Here is an 18,209-nt window from a genome sequence, read left to right on the forward strand (position 1 = left end):
ACGGGACGGCGGTCAGGAACGGCCGCGCGTCCCGCTCAGCGTCTCCGCCAGGAGGCGCCAGATGTCGGCGGCCAGGTCGATGTTGGCGGTCGCCTGGGCCTCCTCGGCCAGGGCGCGCATGCGGTCGAGCCCGGCCTGCTCCTGGCCCTCGACGATCAGCAGCCTGCCGTCCAGGATGTCGAGCCGGGCGCGGTTGCGGTAGGTCATCTGCGGGGCCGCCCCGCGCACCCGGTCGAGCAGGGCCCGCGCGTCGGCGAACCGGCCGTCCTGGAAGGCGAGTTCGGCCCTGAGGGAGGTCACCTCCTGCTCCAGGGCGGGGATGCCGAGGAAGGCGAGGCCGCTCTCCGCCTGCTCCAGGTACCGCTCGGCCGTGTCCAGTTCGGGCGGCGACTTCTGCGTGTGGAGGCGGGCGGCGGCGACCCGCAGCCGCGTCCACAGGTCGAGGCCCCCCGTGCTGGGGAAGCCGGCCAGGGCCTGGTCGAGGAGGGCCTGGGCGGCCTCCGGGTCGCCCTGGCGGACGCGTACCGCCGCCCCGGTCCACAGGGCCTCCGCCCACAGGGTGTCCCGGCGGTCGGCGGTCAGCGCGGTGAGTTCGTCGGCGTGGGCGCGGGCGTCGGCGAGCCGGCCCGCCTCGGACTCCACGGAGACCAGGGCGAGCAGGCTGGCGGCGACGTCGGGCACGGCGAGGCCGTGCTCGCGGGCCAGCCGGTGGGCGGCGCCGGCCGCCTCCGCGGCCAGGGCGATCTCGCCGCGGGCGCGCAGGCAGCGGGCCAGCTGGGCGAGGCCCCGGACGCGCAGGGCGGGCTGGCCGAGCCGCTCGCCGAGCGCGACGAGTTCCTCCAGGAGCTCGCGCTCGCGCTCCTGGCGGTTGTGGCGGCGGTGCCAGCGGGCCACCAGCCAGAGGGCCTGCCAGCGCAGCGGCGGGTCCTGGTCGGTGCCCGCGTCGGCGACCAGGACCCGCTCCAGCGCCTCCAGGGTCTCGTCGGACTCCAGGGAGGCGGCGATGGCGAGCGCCTGGCTCAGCGAGTCGCCGGCGGCCTCCTCGTCGAAGACCGAGACGTCGGCGCCGAGCTGGGCGGCGAGATGCTCCACGGCCCGGGGGGTGGGCTTGCGGGCCCCGGACTCCAGCCGGGAGAGGTAGCCGGTGGACATGCCGTCCCCGGCGAGCGCGGCCTGCGACAGACCTCGTTCGGTACGCAGCTGCTTGAGCCGGCGCCCGAAGAAAGGCTGCTCCAGCACGTGATCAACCCCATGGTGTCGAAGCGGGCGGGTGAGAGTCGTGGGGGGTCCCGGCTCGCCTCTTCGTGGGAGCGCACCTCGCCGTGGCCCCCGCCGAGGGTAGCCCGCGCAAGGTATCTAGGCAAATCTTTGCCCAAATGCTGAACAGGCCTGAAAGACCGTTCTCGGGGGCGACTTCCCGTCGACTTGCCAATCTATTGGCAACCTCTTGCCAAGGGTCGGGCAGCTGCACTAGCTTCCACGGCAACGCGGTGGTCGACCCGGCCCCGCCCGCAGTGGTGCCCCGTCCGGGGTCCGCTCACCGCCCCCTGTTCCCAAGGGAGTCACCCCATGCGCTCGATCCTGCGTGCCACCCGGCTCCGCGCCCGTGCCGGCGCCCTCGCCGTCATCGCCCTCCTCGCCGTCGCCGCCGGCCCGCTCGGCGACATCGGCTGGCCCACCCCCGCCCCCGGCGCCGGCGCGGTCGTCGCCGGCGACATCGGCTGGCCCTCGCCCGCCCCCGCGGGCCCGGTCCTCGCCGCGGGCCTGGCCGCGCAGGACGACATCGGCTGGCCGGTTCCCCCCAAGGCCTGACCTCCCCGGGCACGCACCGCCCCCGGGCACGCACCGGCCCCGGCCCCCGGCCCCACACCGGCCCCCCGGCCCCACACCCCTCGTAGACCCCACACCGCACAGAGAGTGAGGGAACCGATGGCTCTCCCAGCGCCGCCGCCCCGTCCGTCCCGGCCGACCGCCGTCATCGTCGACGGGTACTCCTCCGGCACCTTCCTGCCGCCGGCCTTCGCCCGCCTCGGCGTGGACGTCGTCCACGTCCAGAGCAGCGCCGAACCGATGGCGAGCATGCTCCAGCCGGACCCCGCCGCCTACCGCGACGCGTACCGCTGCCCCGAGGAGGACCCGGCCGCCGTCGAGCGGACCGCCGCCGCCCTCGCCGCGCTCGCCCCGGTCGCCGTCCTGGCCGGACAGGAGCCGGGCGTCCCGCTCGCCGACAGGCTCTCCGAGCGGCTCGGGCTGGCCACGAACGGCACCGCCCTCTCGGCGGCCCGCCGCGACAAGTACGAGATGATCGAGGCCCTGCGCCGGGCCGGGGTGCGCTGCGCCGAGCAGTACAAGAGCGACGATCCGCAGGCCCTCGCCGACTGGGCCGAGCGCAGCGGCGGCTACCCCGTCGTCGTCAAGCCGCTCTCGTCCGCCTCGACCGACCACGTCTACCGCTGCCAGGACGCCGGCGAGGTCCTCGCCGCCGCCCGCGCGGTGCTCGGCTCGACCGACATCTTCGACCGCCCCAACGGCGAGGCCCTCGTCCAGTCCTTCCTCGACGGCACCGAGTACATCGTGGACACCGTCAGCGTCGCCGGCGAGCGGTACGTGTGCGGCGTCTGGGAGTACGAGAAGACCGTGCTGCCCGGCGGGCGCAACGTCTACGACCTCGACGTGCTGCTCGACCCCGACGCGGAGCCCGTACCCCGCCTGATCGCCTACGTGGACAGCGTCCTCGAAGCCCTCGGCATCGTCCACGGACCCGCCCACGCCGAGGTCATCCTGACCCCCGAGGGCCCGGCCCTGGTGGAGATCGGCGCCCGCCTCAACGGCAACATGAACCCGGGCTTCCACGACCGGTGCCTCGGCGCCAACCAGGCCGACCTCACCGCCCTCGCCTACGCCCGCCCCCAGGAGTTCCTCGACCGGTACGCCGGCCGGGTCTACCGCCCGCTGGCCGCCGCCGCCGTGCACAGCACCCGCACCGAGGCCGACGGCGTCGTCGAGTCCGTCGACACCGCCGCCGTCGACCGGATCGCCGCCCTGCCCAGCGTCCACCTGGTCGGCGTCAAACTCGGCCCCGGCAAGCGCATCCGCCCCACCGCCGACCTCCTCACCAGCCCGCTGCGGATCTTCCTGACCGCCCCCGGCATGGACGCCGTCCGCGCCGACCGGGCCGCGATCCAGGAGCTCAAGGACGCCGTCTACCGGGTGCGCGAACCCGCGAGCGTGCTGCTCCTCGGCCCCGACAAGTACGTCCTCCAGGCCTGTCTGCGCCACGGCGTCGACGCCGTCCTGGTCTGGGGCGCCGCCGGCCGCGACCACGGCCTCGCCGAGGTCCCCGACGGCGTCCGGGTCCTCCTCGTCGACGACCACAAGAGCCCCGAGGCCGTCCTCTCCGCCCTCCACCGGGCCGGACTCGGCGAGCACCGCTTCGACGCCGTGCACACCTCCGACGAGTGGGCCCTGGTCACCGCGGGCGTCCTCGCCTCCCACCTCGGCTGCCGCGCCCTCGACCCGGCCACCGCCGTCCACTTCCGCGACAAGTCCCTCCAGAAGCGGAAGGTCGCCGCGGCCGGCGTCCCCGCCGCCCGGGTCACCGTCGTCGAGGACGTCCACGACGTCTCCGGCGTCGCGTGGGACTTCGACCGGGCGGTGCTCAAGCCGGCCGCCGGCGCCGCCACCGCCCGGACCTCCGTCGTCTCCTCCGCGGAGGAACTGGCCGCGGTCAGCCGCCGGTTCCGCTCCCAGCACACCGCCCAGCGCACCTTCGTCCTGGAGGAGTTCGTCGGCGGCGAGGAGTGGATCGCCGACGGCTTCGTCCACGACGGCGAACTGCTCTTCCTCGCCGTCGGCCGCTACGGCGACCCCTGCCTCACCACCATCGACCGCAACGAACCGCTCTGGCTGCGCCACTTCGACCCGAAGGACGAGTCCTTCGCCTACGAGCGCGCCGAACCGGTCGTCCGCCGCTCCCTGGAGGCCCTCGGGCTGCGCGACGGCGTCTTCCACATGGAGCTCTTCCACGACCCGCAGACCGGCGGCCTCACCTTCAGCGAGTGCGCCGCCCGCCGCGGCGGAGCCCTCGTCCACGAGCAGGTGCAGGCCAAGTTCGGCGTCCACCTCGGCGAGGCGGCCCTGCTGCTCGCCCTCGGCCGCGCCCCGCGCGCCGACGTGGAGCTGCGCCCCGGGGTCATCGGCACCAGCTACCTCAAGGGCCGCGCCGGCATCCACTTCTCCTGCCCGTCCCCCGCCGAGCTGCGCGCCCTGCCGGGCGTCGAGTTCGCCCGGATCGAGTTCCCCGCGGGCGCCTCCTTCCTGGAGGACATCGACAACACCAACCACCGGATGGGCCAGATCCTCGTCTCGGCCGCCACCGAGGACGAGCTGCGGACCCGCTTCGCCGAGGTGCGCGCCTGGTTCGACGAGCGGCTCGTGGTGGCCCCGGTGGACGTCACCGGACGCGAACTGCGCGCCTGGGGAAGGACCCTGCGTCCCGACGCCGACTTCTCGGACCCGCTGTGGCCGTGAGCACGCCGCCGCGCGCGGCGGCGGACAAGCCGGGCCGGCGGGGGCCGCTCGACCGGATCCTCCCGCCCCCGGGCCCCCAGCGGACCCTGGCGGCCGCGTCCTTCGTGAACGCCTTCGGCAGCGGCATGTTCATGTCGTCCAGCGCCCTGTACTTCACCCGGGTCGTCCACCTGCCCATGCAGCAGGTGGCCCTCGGCCTCCTCGTCGGGGCCATGGTCGGACTCGTCGCCGGGATCTACGGCGGCCGGATCGCCGACCGCTGGGGCGCCCGGGAGACCCAGATCGGCGTGATGCTCGCGGGCGCCGCCTCCATGGGCTGCTTCCTGCTCGTCGACGCCTTCTGGTCCTTCCTCCTCGTCTCCACGCTGACCGGCGTCGTCTTCGCCGCCGACAAGTCCAGCAAGGCCCCCCTCATCCGGGGCTTCGGCGGCGACGACCCGGCCGGCTTCCGCGCCTACCTGCGGGCCGGAACCAACCTCGGCATCTCGCTGGGGGCGCTCGCCGCCGGCGTCGCCATCCAGCTCGACACCGCCCCCGCCTACCTGGCGCTCGTCGCCGGCCGCGCCCTGTCCTTCGCCGGCGGCGCGCTCGCCCTGCTGCGGCTCCCCCGGCTCGCGCCCCTCCCCGCACCGCCGCTCAGCGGCCGCTGGGACGCGCTGAAGGACCGGCCCTACCTCGCGGCCACCCTGCTCAACTGCCTGATGTCGCTGCACTTCGCGGTGCCGACCTTCCTGCTGCCGCTGTGGATCGTGGAGCACACCCAGGCACCGCGCTGGATGGTCTCCGGGGTGCTGGTCCTCAACACCGTCCTGGTCATCACCCTCCAGGTCGCGGTGAGCCGGAACGTCGCCGACACCCGGGCCGCGGGCGTGCGGATGCGCTGGGCGGGCCTCGGCATCGCCGCCGGACTGGTCCTGATGGCCGCCGCCGGCGCCGTCCCCGCCTGGGCCTCCGTCGCCCTCCTGGTGGCCGCCACCGCCGTCTACACGCTCGGCGAGCTGTGGCACGCCGCCGCGGCCATGGAGTACTCCTTCGGCCTCGCCCCCGCCCACGCGCAGGGCCAGTACTCCGGCGTCTTCGGACTCGGCGGCGGCCTCGCCGAAGCGCTCGCCCCGTCCGTCCTCGGCGTCCTCGCGCTGGGCCTCGGCACCCCCGGCTGGCTGCTGCTCGGCGCGCTCTTCCTCGCCGTCGGCCTGATCAGCCGCCCGCTCGTCGCCCGGGCCTCCCGGACCGCCGCCGCGCCGATCCACCCCACGAACCCCACGGCCACGCCCACCCGCTGAAGCCGTCCCCTCCCGTCCCACCCACCGTTACGGAGAACACCCATGGCCACGCCCACCCTCACCACCCTCGACCGGGACCTCGTCGAGATCGTCGAGTCCGTCCGGCTCGACCACGCCGAGATCGTCCGCGCCTGGGAGCAGTACGTCGAGCGGGTGCCGGACGCCCCTTCCGGCCGCCCCGAGGACAAGCTGCGCCGCCTCGGCCTGACCCACCGGGCGGGCGCCGAGGACGTCTGGCGCGACGCCGGCAACGGCCAGTTCGACCAGACCACCGGCGAGAAGAACTTCGAGGAGCGCGAGTTCGCCTTCTTCAACGAGGCGCTCAAGGACACCTACTTCGCGGAGATCCACCGCCTGCTGCCGTTCCGCGCCGGCCGGATGCGCCTCGTCACCCTGCACCCGGGCGAGATCTACCACATGCACACCGACCACTCCCGCGTCGCGCACATCGCCATCACCACCAACGAGGACAGCCGGCTGCTCTTCCGCAGCGGCCACACGTACCACGTGCCGACCGACGGCCGGATCCACATCCTCAACACCCTCCGGCACCACTCCGCCTACAACGCCGGTGGCACCGACCGCATCCACCTCACGATGACGCTGGCCGACTGACCCCCGCCGCCCGCGTCCCCCGCCGCCACCGAAGGAGCACCGATGTCATCGCCGTCCGCCGCCCGCCTGGCCCCGCGCCCCGACGGGGGCACCCGCGCCGAGTCCCCCGCCCGCCGCACCGGCCCGCAGGCGCCGACCGCCACCCCGGCGGCGGCGACCCCCGGCCCGGACCCGGCCGCCGGCCCGGCGGCCGGCGGGCCGCCGCTCCCCGACGCCGGGGAACGGCGGCGGCTGCTCGGCCTCGGCCGGGGCTCCGCGCTGCCGGCCGGACCGCTCCCGCCGGTCCACCACACGGTCGCCGCCCTCGCCGCGGCCGGCCCCGGCCGTCCCGCCGTCGTCTGCGGCGACGACGCCGTGGACCGGGGCTCCCTCCAGGCGTGGGCGGGCCGGATCGCGGCCCGGCTCGCCGACGCCGGGGTCCGCCCCGGCGACCGGGTGGGCGTGCTCGCCGACCGGTCGGTCGCGATGGTGGCCGCCGTGCTCGGCACGCTGCGGGCCGGCGCCGCCTACGTCCCCGTCGACCCCTCCCATCCCGACGAGCGGATCGCCACGCTCCTGGCCGACGCCGGCGTCACCGCCACCCTCGTCACCGGCCGGCTCGGCGACCGCCTGGGCTCCGCCCCCGTCGTCGTCGCCGACGCCCCCGGTCTGCGCGGGGGCACCGGCCCGGACGGGACCGCGGACGGCGCGCCGGCGGGCGACGGACCGGCCGCCGGGGACGAGGCGTACCTGATCTACACCTCCGGCAGCACCGGCGCCCCCAAGGGGGTCGTCGTCGGGCACGCCCAGCTCGCCGCCTCCACCGCCGCCCGCCGCGAGGTCTACCCCGGCGAGCCCGTCTTCCTGCTGCTCTCCCCGCTCGCCTTCGACTCCTCCGTCGCCGGCCTGTGGGGCACCCTCACGGCGGGCGGCCGGCTCGTCGTCGCGGGCCCCGACGAGTACCGCGACCCGGAGGCGCTCGTCGCCCTCGTCGAGCGGCACTCCGTCAGCCACCTGCTGTGCGTGCCCTCGCTGTACGACGCGCTGCTCGCCGCGGCCGAGCGCACCGGCCCGGCCCGCCTGGCCTCCCTCACCACCGTCGTCACCGCCGGCGAGGCGCTGCCGGAGGCGCTGCTGCGCCGCCACGCCGCCGTCCTCGGCCCGTCCGCCGAGCTCGTCAACGAGTACGGTCCGACCGAGTGCACCGTCTGGGCCAGCTACCGCCGCTGCCGCCCCGGCGAGCCCGTGGACATCGGCGGCCCGGTTCCCGGCGCCCTGCTCTACGTCCTGGACGACGCGGGCCGCCTCGTGCCGCCGGGCGTCACCGGCGAACTGCACATCGGCGGCGCGGGCGTCACCCACGGCTACGCGGGCCGCCCCGAGGCCACCGCGCGCGTCTTCGTGCCCGACCCCTTCGAGGGCGGCACGGCACGGATGTACCGCACCGGGGACCTGGTCCGCTGGAGCGCGGAGGGCACCCTGGAGTTCCTGGGCCGCCGCGACGGCCAGGTGAAGATCCGGGGCCACCGCGTCGAGCTGGGCGCCGTCGAGACCGCGCTGCGCGGCTGCCCCGGCGTCCGCGAGGCCGTGGTGGTGCCGGACCCGGACGGCGCCCGGCTCGCCGGCTTCGTCGTCACCGACGACCCGTCCGGTCTCCCGGACCTCCGCGCCCGCCTCGCGAAGACGCTGCCGGAGGCCGCCGTCCCCGCCGTGCTGCGGGCGATGGACGCCTTCCCGGTCACCGTCAACGGCAAGGCCGACCGGGCCGCCCTCACGGCCCTGCTCACGGAACGGCCCGCCCCGGCCCCGGCCGCTGCCCCGGCCCCGGCCGCCGCCCCGGTCCCGGCCGCCGCTCCTGCCCCCACTCCGGCCCCGGCCTCCGGGGGCGACGCGCTCGCCCCGGTCGCCGATGCCTGGGCGGAGGTGCTGGCCGTCGAGACCGTCCCGGCCGACGTCAACTTCTTCGACCTCGGCGGCCACTCGCTCCTCGTCATCCGGCTCCAGGACGCCCTGGAACGCCGCACCGGCGTCCGGCTCTCCGTGGTGGACCTCTTCCGGGGCTCCACCGTCCGGGCCCAGGCCGAACTGATCCGCGCGGGCGCCGCCGCGGGCCCCGCCGCCGGCGCCGGCCCCGACCTCCGCGCCGAGCGGGCCCGCCGCGAGCGCGCCGCCCGCGCCCGCCGCCGCCGCGTGCCGCAGGGAGACGCCCGATGACCGCCCCGCACCCCGCCGAGGACCGGGAGGCGTACGGCCCCGAGGGCCGCGACCGCTCCCTCGACGTCGCCGTCACCGGCATGGCCGGCCGCTTCCCCGGCGCCCCCGACGTCGACACCTGGTGGCGGGCGCTGCTGCGCGGCGAGGTCCTCACCACCCGGCTGGACCGGGAGGCCCTGCTCGCGGCGGGCGAGAGCCCCGCCGTCGTGGACTCCCCCGACTACGTCCCGGTCCGCGGCCTGCTCGCGGACGCCGACCGCTTCGACCACGAGCTGTTCGGCATCAGCCCGCGCGAGGCCGCGCTCATGGACCCCCAGCAGCGGCTGATGCTGGAGACCGCCTGGCGGGCCCTGGAGGACGCCGGCTGCGACCCCACCCGCGAGGAGCGGGTGACCGGCGTCTACGCCTCCGCCAGCAGCAGCGCCTACCTGCGGGCCATGCTCACCTCGAACACCCTGGACGCGGCCGGCGTCGAGGAGGCCCTGCGCGCCAACGAGCCCGACTACATGGCGACCCGGATCGCCTACCGGCTCGGCCTGACCGGGCCCGCGCTCACCGTGCTGACCGCCTGCTCCTCCTCGCTCGTCGCCGTCCACCTGGCCGTGCAGGCGCTCCTCAACGGCGAGTGCGAGCAGGCCGTGGTGGTGGCCGCCGCCGTGGACTTCCCGCAGCTCGGCCACGTCCACCTGCCCGGCGGCATCCTGTCCGCCACCGGCGCCTGCCGCCCCTTCGACGCCGAGGCCGACGGCACCCTGGCGGGCTCCGGCGTCGCCGCCGTCGTGCTGCGCCGGTACGAGGACGCCGTCGAGGCCGGCTGCACGCCCCACGGCGTGCTCATCGGGTCGGCGGTCAACAACGACGGCCGGGCCAAGGCCGGTTACCAGGCGCCGTCGGCCACCGGCCAGGAGGCCGTCATCCGGGCCGCGCTCGCCGCGGCCGGCGTCGGCGCCGACACCCTCGGCTACCTGGAGGCGCACGCCACCGGGACCCGCGTCGGCGACCCGATCGAGTGGTCGGCCGCCTCGTCGGTGCTGCGCGAACTCGGCGCCGCCCCGGGCCGGATCGCCGTCGGCGCCGTCAAGGCGAACATCGGGCACCTCGACGCCGCCTCCGGCCTCGTCTCGCTCATCAAGACCCTGCTGGTGGTCCGGGACGGCAAGGTCCCGCCCGTCACCGGCTTCCGGGCCCTCAACCCGCTCCTGGAGACCGCAGGTTCGCCGCTGCGCGTCCCGTCCTCCGGCTTCGACTGGGACGGGGCCGGGGCCCCGCGCCGGGCCGGCGTCAGCTCCTTCGGCATCGGCGGCACCAACGCGCACGTCGTCGTCGAACAGGCCCCCGCCCCGGCCGGCCCCGCCGCCGAGGAGGACGCCGACGGCCCCGAGCACCTGCTCGTGCTCTCCGCGGCCACCCCGGACGCGCTGCGCGCCTCGGCCGACCGGCTCGCCGCCTGGCTGCCGGACGCCCCGTCCGTGCCGCTCGCCGACACCGCCCGCACCCTCGCCGCCGGCCGCGCCCCCCTCCCGTACCGCGCCGCCGTCGCCGGCCGCACCCGCGCCGAGCTGGCCGAGCGGCTGCGCGGGACCGCGGCCGGGCGGGCCGTCGGCCGGACGGCGCCGCCCGTGGTCCTCCTGCTGCCCGGCCAGGGCAGCCAGTACCCCGGCATGGCCCGCCCGTTCGCCGACGCCCTGCCCGGCTTCTCCGCCGCCCTCGACGACTGCCTGGCGCGGCTGGCCGACGGACCGACCGCCCGGGTGCGCGCCGCCCTGTACGACCCCGGGTTCCCGGCCGCCGAGCTGGAGCGCACCGAACTCGCCCAGGTCGCCCTCTTCTGCGTCGAGTACGCGGCGGCCACCGCCCTCGGCGGGCTCGGCGTCGCCCCGGTGGCGCTCGCCGGGCACAGCCTCGGCGAGTTCACGGCCGCCGCGCTCTCCGGAGTGCTGGGGCTCTCCGACGCCCTCGCGCTGGTGACCGCGCGCGGCCGGGCCATGGGAGACTGCCCGCCCGGCGCGATGGCCTCGCTCGCCGTGGGCGAGGACCGGGCCCGGGAGCTGGCCGCCGCGCACGGCCTGGAGCTCGCCGCCGTCAACACCCCGGAGAGCTGTGTGCTCGCCGGACCGGCCGGGGCCGTCGAGGCCCTCGCCGCGGCGCTCGACGGCGCCGAGCGGGTCCGGGTGCTGCGGACCAGCCACGCCTTCCACACCGGCCTGCTCGACCCGGCCGTCCCCCGGATCGAGGAGGCCGCCGCGCGGGTGCCGCTCGGCCGGCCCGCCGTGCCGTACGTGTCGAACGCGACGGGCGCCCTGCTGCCCGCCGGGTCCGCCGTCACCGCCCGGTCCTTCGCCGAACAGGCCCGCGGCACCGTCCGGTTCGCCGACGGCCTGGCCGCCGTCGCCCGCGCCCACCCCGACGCGGTGTGCGTCGAGGCCGGCCCCGGGCAGGCGCTCAGCGGCATGGCGGTCGCCGCCGGCCTCACCGCCGTCCCGCTCGGCGGCCGGCAGGGCGTCCTGGCCGCCCTCGGCGCCCTGTGGGCCGCCGGACTGCCGCTGGACCCCGCCGCGCTGACCCGGCCGGGCCGGCCGGCCCACCTGCCCGGCTACCCCTTCGCCGGCCCCCGCCTCCTCGCCCCGGCCGCCGCCGTCCGCACGGCCCCGCCGGCGAGCACCACGCCCCCGGCCCCCGCACCGGCGGCCGGCCCCGGGCCCGAGCCCGGCGCCGGGTCCGCCGCCGTCCCGGACCGCACCCCCGGCGAGCTGGTCGCCGCCCGCTGGACCGAACTCCTCGGCCGGACCGGCCTCACCCCCGACGCCGACTTCTTCGACCTGGGCGGCGACTCCCTCCTCGTCGTCCGGCTCGCCCACCGCCTGGGCGAGGACCTCGGGGTCCGCGTCCCCGTCCGTTCCCTGCTCACCGGCCCGACCCTGGCCGAGCACACCGCGCTCGCCGCCTCCCTGCTCCTCTCCGGAGACCGCGCATGACCCCCACGCCGACGCCCCCCGCCCCGACGACCCCCGCCTCCCGCTGGCTGCGCCGCGGCACGCCCCGGCCCGAAGCCGCCGCCCGCCTGGTCTGCTTCCCGCACGCCGGCGGCTCCGCCTCCTTCTTCGGCCGCTGGGACGCGCACCTGCCCGGGTACGAGCTGTACGCCGTCTGCTACCCCGGCCGCGCGGCCCGCCTGGCCGAGCCCCCGCCCACCGACCTGCCGGCGCTCGCCGCCGATGTCGCCGGCGAGCTGGAGCGTCTCGCCGACCGCCCGCTGGTCCTCCTCGGGCACAGCATGGGCGCCGTCGTGGCGTACGAGACGGCCCGCCTCCTCGAAGGCCGCGGCGTCCCCGTCCGCCACCTGTACGCCTCCGGGGCCCGCGCCCCGCAGCTGGCCCGCCCCGACGACGGGCAGGACACCTCGGCGATGGACGACGACGCCATCGCCGACGCCCTGCTGGCCCTCGGCGGCACCGACGCCGAACTCCTCGCCGACCCCGACTTCCGCGAGCTGGTCCTGCCGTACGTCTGCGCCGACTTCCGGATGTTCGACCGGTACGTCCACCGGCCCGAGCCGCTCCTCGGCTGCCCGGTCACCGCGATCGCCGGGGACGCCGACCCGCAGGTGGGCGCCGGGCACGCGGCGGCCTGGTCCGCCGTCACCTCGGGGCCCTTCCGCCACCACACCGTCCCCGGCGACCACTTCTACCTCGCCGACCGGCCGCCGTTCGGCCTGCTGGCCTCGGCGGAGGTGCCCCGTGCGGATTAGCGCCGCGCTGCTGCCGGAGTCCCGCGGCGGCCGGATCGTCGCCCTCGCCGCCGCCGTGGACGCGACGGCCGTCGGCCTCTTCCTCGCCGCCGCGACGCTCTACTTCGTCGGGACGGTGGGCATCCCCGCCGTCGCCGTCGGCGGCGTCCTCACCGCCGCCAACGTCCTCGGCCTGCTCGCCCCGGCGCCCTTCGGCTCCCTCGCCGGACGCCTCGGCGCGCTCCCCGTGTACGTGGGCCTCACCCTCGTCCGGGCGGCGGGCTTCCTCGCGTACGCCGCGGTCGACGGCCTCGCCGGCTACCTGGCCGTCACCTGCGTGGTGACCGTGGCCACCCGGGCCGCGATCCCGCTGCTCCAGGTCGTCGTGGGCGAGCTGGAGCCGCCCGAGCGGCGGACCCGCACCATGGCCGCCCTGCGCGCGGTCGCCAACATCGGGATGACGGCGGGCTTCCTGCTCGCCGCGGTCGTCCAGGCCACCCGCGAACGGTCCGCCTTCACCGCCCTGTTCGTCGCCAACGCCGCCGCCTTCACCGCCGTCGCCCTGCTGGTCCTGCGCGCCCGCCGGCTCTCCGGTCCCGCCGCGGAGAAGCCGCCGGCGCCCGCGTCCGGGGCGCCCGCGTCCGAGACGCCCGTGGCCGGGGCGCCCGTGGCCGAGGCGCACGGCTCCCCCTACCGTGACCGCCGCTTCCTCGCGGCGGCGGCCGCCAACGCCGTCCTCCTCCTCAACGACTCCGTCCTCTTCGTCCTCGTCCCGCTGTGGACCGCCCGCCAGGAGGGCCTGCCGTCCGGCACCGCCTCCGTCGTCCTCGCCGTCAACACGGTGCTGACGGTGGTGCTCCAGGTGTACGTGGCCCGGCTCGCCTCCGACGCGGCGGGCGCGCTGCGCCTGCTGTGGCCGGCCTGGCTGGCGCTGGTGGCGGCCTGCCTGCTCTTCGCCGCGGCGGACGGCCGCGGCCTCGCCGTCGCGCTCGGCGCCGTCGTCCTCGCGGTGACCGCGCTGACCGTCGGCGAGAACCTGCACGCGGTCTCCGCCTGGGAGCTGTCCTACGAGATGGCGCCGCCGGCGTCCCGCCCGCAGTACCTGTCCGTGTTCAGCATGGGCATGAGCGCCCAGCTGATCGCGGGCCCCGTCCTGATGACCGCCTTCGTCCTGCCGTCCGGCCCGCTCGGCTGGCTCGTCCTGGCCGGGCTCTTCACCGCCGCGACCGCCGTGTTCGCGGCGGCGGCCCGCCCCGCCGCGGCCGGCGCCCGTCCGGCGCACCCCCCGACCACCGCACCCACCCCAGAGAGGGCCCTCGTCTGATGTCCGCACCCGAGCAGGTCTCCGTCACCGAACCGGCCGAGCACTACCTGCTGTTCGCCGTCGGTCCCCGCCTCGACCACGCCGCCCGCCTCCGGGAGCTCGACCCGGCGGCCCGCTTCTCCGTGGTGTGCCGTCCCCAGCATCTCGCGGCGCTCACCGCCCTGCCCTCCGCCGAGGGCTTCCTGCGGGTGCTCGCGGTGCGCCAGGACGCGCCCGTCGAGGAGGTCGTCGCCCTGGCCCGCACGGTCCACGCGCTGGACCCGGTGACCCGGATCACCGCCTTCTGGGAGCAGGACCAGGACCGGGCCGCGGCCGTCGGCGAGGCCCTCGGCGTGGCCACCCACCGCCCGGAGACGGTGCGGCTCGTCCAGGACAAGGGCCTGATGCGGGAGCGGCTGCGCGAGACGGGCGTGGAGGACACCGCGGCGGCCCGCGCCTTCGGCGAGGACGACCTGCGGGCCTTCGGCGAGCGGGCCGGCTACCCGTTCATCGTGAAGCCGGTGGCGGGCACCGCGAGCTTCGGCGTCACCCTGGTCCACACGCCCGAGGAGGCGGCGGAGGCGTTCCGCACGGCTGCCGGCGACTTCCCCGGCATCAGCCGGCTCGGCGTGCTGGCCGAGGAGTTCCACAGCGGAGCCCAGTACAGCGTCGAGGCCTTCTCGGAGGCCGGCGAGCACGTGGTGGTGGCCGTCACCCGCAAGTACTCCGACCCGCGCGGCATGGTCGAGCTCGGCCACGTCCTGCCGGCGCCGCTGGACCCGGCGGACCGGGAGGCGGTCCACGCGCACGTGGTGCGGGTGCTGGACGCGCTGGGCGTGGAGTTCGGCCCGACGCACACGGAGGTCGTCCTCACCGGGGACGGCCCGCGGGTCATCGAGACGCACCTGCGGGTCGGCGGCGACGAGATCTTCAACCTGGCCAAGGACGCGACCGGCGTCGACATGATCGACCTCCAGACCCGGCAGGCGACCGGCGAGAAGGTGCTGCCCGAGGTCCGCGCCGTCCTGGAGAGCGACCGGGAGCCGCGCTGCGAGGCCGTCTGGTACACGGCCCCCGAGGTCACCGGCACCTTCATGGGGCTGGCCGGCGGCGAGAGCACGGACCCGGACGTGACGGTCCTCCTCACCCCCGGCTCCGGCCTGACCGGCCTGGCCGGCTCCTTCGCCCGGGTCGTCCGCGCACGGGCCTCGGCCCCCACGGCCGAGGAGGCGGTGACGAAGGTGCGCGCCAAACTGGACGCCCTCTCCCTCGTCTTCCACGTCACCCCGCCGGAGCGCGACCACGTCTGACGCGGAACGTCCCGGCCCGCCCGGATCGCCGTGCGCTCCGGGCGGGAGGGGATGCCGGCCGTTCCCGTTCGACTTGACGGACTCGTACCGGAACTCTCGAATCCCTTCACCTCGTCTCCCGTGCGTTCGCGCCGTTTTCGAAGCCGTCTTGGCGCGAACCCGGCCACCGAACCGGAGCCCGAGAACCGGGCGATCTCGCCTGAAACTGCGTCAAACCGCCCTGAAAATGCCCCAGTAGGCCGCCTCCGTACGGCGGGCGGGGCGGGGAAACCGCCGCCATAGGCTCGCGACCGCGCCGCGCACCACACCGTGCGAACGAATGAGGCGGATTCGACCGGTCAGGGGGCGACCGTCTGTGACGAAACCCGGCGGTCTCCGTTCCCGGCCCTGCGCTCCCGTATGGCTCGTCCCCTTCCTGTGGACCGTCGCGCTCGGCCTGTGGGGGCTTTCGCGGGAGGACAGCGTCTGGCGGGACGAAGCCGCGACCTGGCAGGTCGCCCTGCGGTCCACCGGCGACATCACGCGCATGCTGGAGCACGTCGACGTCGTCCACTCCCTCTCCTACCTGTTCATGCACGCCCTGTTCGAGTGCTTCGGCCCTTCGACCACGGTGTTGCGGCTGCCCTCCGTGCCGGCGGTCGCGGTGGGAGCGGCGTGCGTGGCGGAGATCGGGCGGCGGCTCTCCGGGAGCGCGGTGGGCCTGGGCGGAGGCCTCGCGTTCGGACTGATCCCCTCCGTGCAGTTCCACCTCCAGGAGGGCCGTCCGTACGCCCTGGTGGCGGCGGGCTCCGGGCTCTCGACGCTGCTGCTGGTGGCGATGCTCCAGGAGCGGCGGAACCGGTGGGGGCACTGGACCGCCTACGGCTGCGCGGTCCTGGTGTGCGCCCTCCTGAACTGGCTCTCGTTGCTGATCCTGCCCGCGCACCTGGCGACCCTGGCGCGGGCCCGGGCGGGGCGCGGGACGTGGGTCCGCTGGACCGCGGCGTCCGCGGCGGCGACGGCGGGCGCCGCGCCGCTGGTCCTCTTCAGCCGTACCCAGTCCGGGCAGGTGTCCTGGATCCCGCCGCTGACCTGGCACGTGCTGATCGGACCGGCGGTCCTGCTCGCCCTCGCCGGCGCCGGGGCCCTGCTGGACCGGCCCCGGGCGGGACGGCTCTCGGTGACGGCCGTCGGGCTGCCCCTCCTCGCGGTCCCACAGCTCGGCCTCGTCGGGATCTCGCTGTTCAAGCCGCTCTTCGTGGACCGCTACGTGCTGTTCAGCCTCCTGGGCACGGCCCTGATGGCCGGTGTCGTTCTCGGCGCGCTCGTGGAGGCGGTACGGCGGCGGTCGCGGTCCGCCGCGCGCCGGGTCCTTCCCTGCGCGGTCGCCGTCGCCTCGGTCGTCCTGCTTCCGCAGTCGCTCGCGAAGCGCTCGCCGCAGAGCCGGGTGGACGACGTCCTGGCGCCCGCGGCGCAGGTGGAGCGGTGGAAGAGGCCCGGCGACGCCGTGCTGTTCGTCCCGGCGGCGCGGCGGGACACCTGGTCGGTCTCGCCCGAGGCGTTCGCGGGCCTGCGGGACATCGCCCTGAAGGAGACGCCGGAACGTTCCGGCACGCTGAAGGGGGTGGAGTGGGACGCCGCGCGCATCCGGACCGAGATGCTCGCCCGGCAGCGCGTCATCCTCGTCACCGACGCGGGGGACGCGTCGGGGCCGGCGGTTTCGGCGCGGGACGGGGCCAAGCTCTCGACGCTGCGGGAGCACTTCCGGCCGGTGGCCGACGAGCAGGTCCGCGGCCGGAGGGTGACGGTGTACGAGCGGCGCACGCCCTGACCGGCCGCCGTGACCGCGGGCCCGAAACGACGAGATCCCGCCCGATCTTGCGATCGGACGGGATCTCGTCACCATTCCCGAGCTGACTCGAGAACGGCCGCTGGTGGACCTGAGGGGATTCGAACCCCTGACCCCCTCGATGCGAACGAGGTGCGCTACCGGACTGCGCCACAGGCCCCTGCGACGTGTGAAACATTAGCACCTCGATCGGCGAGAAGAAAAATCGCTTCCGCCGCAGGTCAGGCGCGGGCCCGCCGCACCGCCCTCATTCGTTGGCGGCACGGGGGCGGTCCTCCTCCGCGTACTGGTCGAAGAGCGGGGTGCGGCCGCGGTCCCGGCCGCGGCGCGGCGGGGCCGGGCGGCGGCGGGGGGCCGGCGAGGCGGCCGGGGGCTGCTCGGCGGCGGTGGAGGAGCGGGCCGCGCTCCAGGTCTCCGGGTCGGTGACGTCCACGCCGTTGGAGGCGCGCGGGGCGACCGGCGCGGTCACGTAGGTGGGCAGCGGCACCGGCACCGGGTCCCAGCTGTCGCCGCGAGCCGGGCCGCGCTCGCGCTGCTGGTCCACCCACTCGGCGTGGTCGGTCTGCTCGACCAGCGCGCGCCGGTCGGCCTCCTGCGGGGAGACCGGCTGGGCGGGCGAGGGCTCCGGCTCGGGCGCCGGCGCGGCGGCCCGGCGGCTCTCGCGGAGCCGGGCGGCGGCGGCCTCGGCGCGCCGCCGGTCCATCACGTAGACGAAGCGGCGGCGCTCCTGTCCGCGCAGGTGGACGATGTAGGCGCTGAGCAGCACGGCGGGCACGCCGGGCGCCCACAGGAAGGCGATGCCGCCGACGGCGGCGACGACGGCGCCGAGGGTGAAGGCGGAGAAGAGCACGATCGTGGTGCGCCGGCGGCGCGCCAGGGCCTTGCCGCGGCGGGCCCGCTCGGCGGCGGAGCGGGGGGCCTGGGCGGCCTCCGGCGCGGGTTCCGGTGCCGGCTCGGGGAGTTCGAGGCGCGCCTCGGTCCTGGCCGGAGGCGCGGAGAAGGCCCGGACGTCGACCGAGCCCAATTGCTCGGTCGCCGCGTCCGGGTCCACGTCGGTCGCCGCCTCCGGGGCCGTACGGTCCCGCTCGCGGAGCTCCTTGGCGTACCGGCGCTCCATGCCCGCCCGTCCGGAAAGGAGCCGGATGGCGGTGCTGAAGCGTTCCGTCGGACGGGCCTCGTTCAGCTCGTCCTGCCTGCGGAGCCACATCGGCACCAGGTAGGCGGCCCAGGCCCCGACGATGACTGCGTAGATGAGGCCGCTGCTGCTCACGCCTCACACGGTAGAGGGGTTCGCGACGGGCCATCGGCCAATTGGCCCGGTGTGTCGCACGATCTGGCTGATATCACTGAACTTTTTTGTGATTGTTCAGATCGATCGGTGTTCATATGCCACTGGAATTCGAACAGTTATATGAATTGT

General features: G+C 76.4%; 12 protein-coding genes and 1 tRNA gene. 10 read left to right on the forward strand and 3 right to left on the reverse strand.

Going from position 1 to position 18,209, the window contains the following annotated elements:
- Nucleotides 1-12: 12 nt before the first annotated feature.
- Nucleotides 13-1,239, reverse strand: a complete 1,227-nt coding sequence (locus ACFW6A_RS07245) for a helix-turn-helix transcriptional regulator (protein WP_351850602.1) — start codon at nt 1,237-1,239, stop codon at nt 13-15.
- Between the two features lie 330 nt (nt 1,240-1,569).
- Here ACFW6A_RS07245 and ACFW6A_RS07250 point away from each other — a divergent pair, with 330 nt between their 5' ends.
- From ACFW6A_RS07250 to ACFW6A_RS07295, 10 genes are all read left to right on the forward strand, one after another.
- Nucleotides 1,570-1,812 (forward strand): hypothetical protein, encoded by a 243-nt coding sequence (locus ACFW6A_RS07250; protein WP_386481863.1) that lies wholly within the window; start codon nt 1,570-1,572, stop codon nt 1,810-1,812.
- Between the two features lie 117 nt (nt 1,813-1,929).
- Nucleotides 1,930-4,530, forward strand: a complete 2,601-nt coding sequence (locus ACFW6A_RS07255) for an ATP-grasp domain-containing protein (RefSeq protein ID WP_386639226.1) — start codon at nt 1,930-1,932, stop codon at nt 4,528-4,530.
- Nucleotides 4,527-5,813, forward strand: a complete 1,287-nt coding sequence (locus tag ACFW6A_RS07260; RefSeq protein WP_351850597.1) for an MFS transporter — start codon at nt 4,527-4,529, stop codon at nt 5,811-5,813. The genes ACFW6A_RS07255 and ACFW6A_RS07260 overlap by 4 nt, the downstream gene beginning before the upstream one ends.
- 42 nt (nt 5,814-5,855) lie before the next feature.
- Complete coding sequence (locus ACFW6A_RS07265; protein WP_351850595.1) at nt 5,856-6,428, forward strand: hypothetical protein; 573 nt, start codon at nt 5,856-5,858, stop codon at nt 6,426-6,428.
- 42 nt (nt 6,429-6,470) lie between these two features.
- On the forward strand, nt 6,471-8,621 hold the full coding sequence (locus ACFW6A_RS07270; protein WP_386639230.1) for a non-ribosomal peptide synthetase: 2,151 nt from the start codon (nt 6,471-6,473) through the stop codon (nt 8,619-8,621).
- On the forward strand, nt 8,618-11,596 hold the full coding sequence (locus ACFW6A_RS07275; protein WP_351853434.1) for a beta-ketoacyl synthase N-terminal-like domain-containing protein: 2,979 nt from the start codon (nt 8,618-8,620) through the stop codon (nt 11,594-11,596). Before ACFW6A_RS07270 ends, ACFW6A_RS07275 begins: the two co-directional genes overlap by 4 nt.
- Nucleotides 11,593-12,369 carry an alpha/beta fold hydrolase gene (locus ACFW6A_RS07280; protein WP_351853431.1) on the forward strand — a complete coding sequence of 259 codons (777 nt, stop codon included), beginning with the start codon at nt 11,593-11,595 and terminating at the stop codon, nt 12,367-12,369. Before ACFW6A_RS07275 ends, ACFW6A_RS07280 begins: the two co-directional genes overlap by 4 nt.
- Complete coding sequence (locus ACFW6A_RS07285; protein WP_351853429.1) at nt 12,359-13,672, forward strand: MFS transporter; 1,314 nt, start codon at nt 12,359-12,361, stop codon at nt 13,670-13,672. Before ACFW6A_RS07280 ends, ACFW6A_RS07285 begins: the two co-directional genes overlap by 11 nt.
- Nucleotides 13,672-14,961: an ATP-grasp domain-containing protein gene (locus ACFW6A_RS07290; RefSeq protein ID WP_351853427.1), complete on the forward strand. Its 1,290-nt coding sequence runs from the start codon at nt 13,672-13,674 to the stop codon at nt 14,959-14,961. Before ACFW6A_RS07285 ends, ACFW6A_RS07290 begins: the two co-directional genes overlap by 1 nt.
- Before the next feature lie 319 nt (nt 14,962-15,280).
- On the forward strand, nt 15,281-16,771 hold the full coding sequence (locus tag ACFW6A_RS07295; RefSeq protein WP_386639234.1) for a hypothetical protein: 1,491 nt from the start codon (nt 15,281-15,283) through the stop codon (nt 16,769-16,771).
- A gap of 101 nt (nt 16,772-16,872) precedes the next feature.
- Here the strand turns inward: ACFW6A_RS07295 and ACFW6A_RS07300 are convergent.
- Nucleotides 16,873-16,949: transfer RNA gene (locus tag ACFW6A_RS07300), tRNA-Ala, on the reverse strand.
- An 87-nt stretch (nt 16,950-17,036) separates the two neighbouring features.
- The gene (gene glpR, locus ACFW6A_RS07305; protein WP_351853422.1) at nt 17,037-18,059 is read right to left on the reverse strand and encodes a gephyrin-like molybdotransferase receptor GlpR; all 1,023 of its coding nucleotides are present in this window, start codon (nt 18,057-18,059) and stop codon (nt 17,037-17,039) included.
- Nucleotides 18,060-18,209 lie beyond the last annotated feature (150 nt).

The organism is Streptomyces sp. NPDC058758 (assembly GCF_042746075.1).
In the GTDB taxonomy this organism is placed as follows: Bacteria; Actinomycetota; Actinomycetes; order Streptomycetales; family Streptomycetaceae; genus Streptomyces.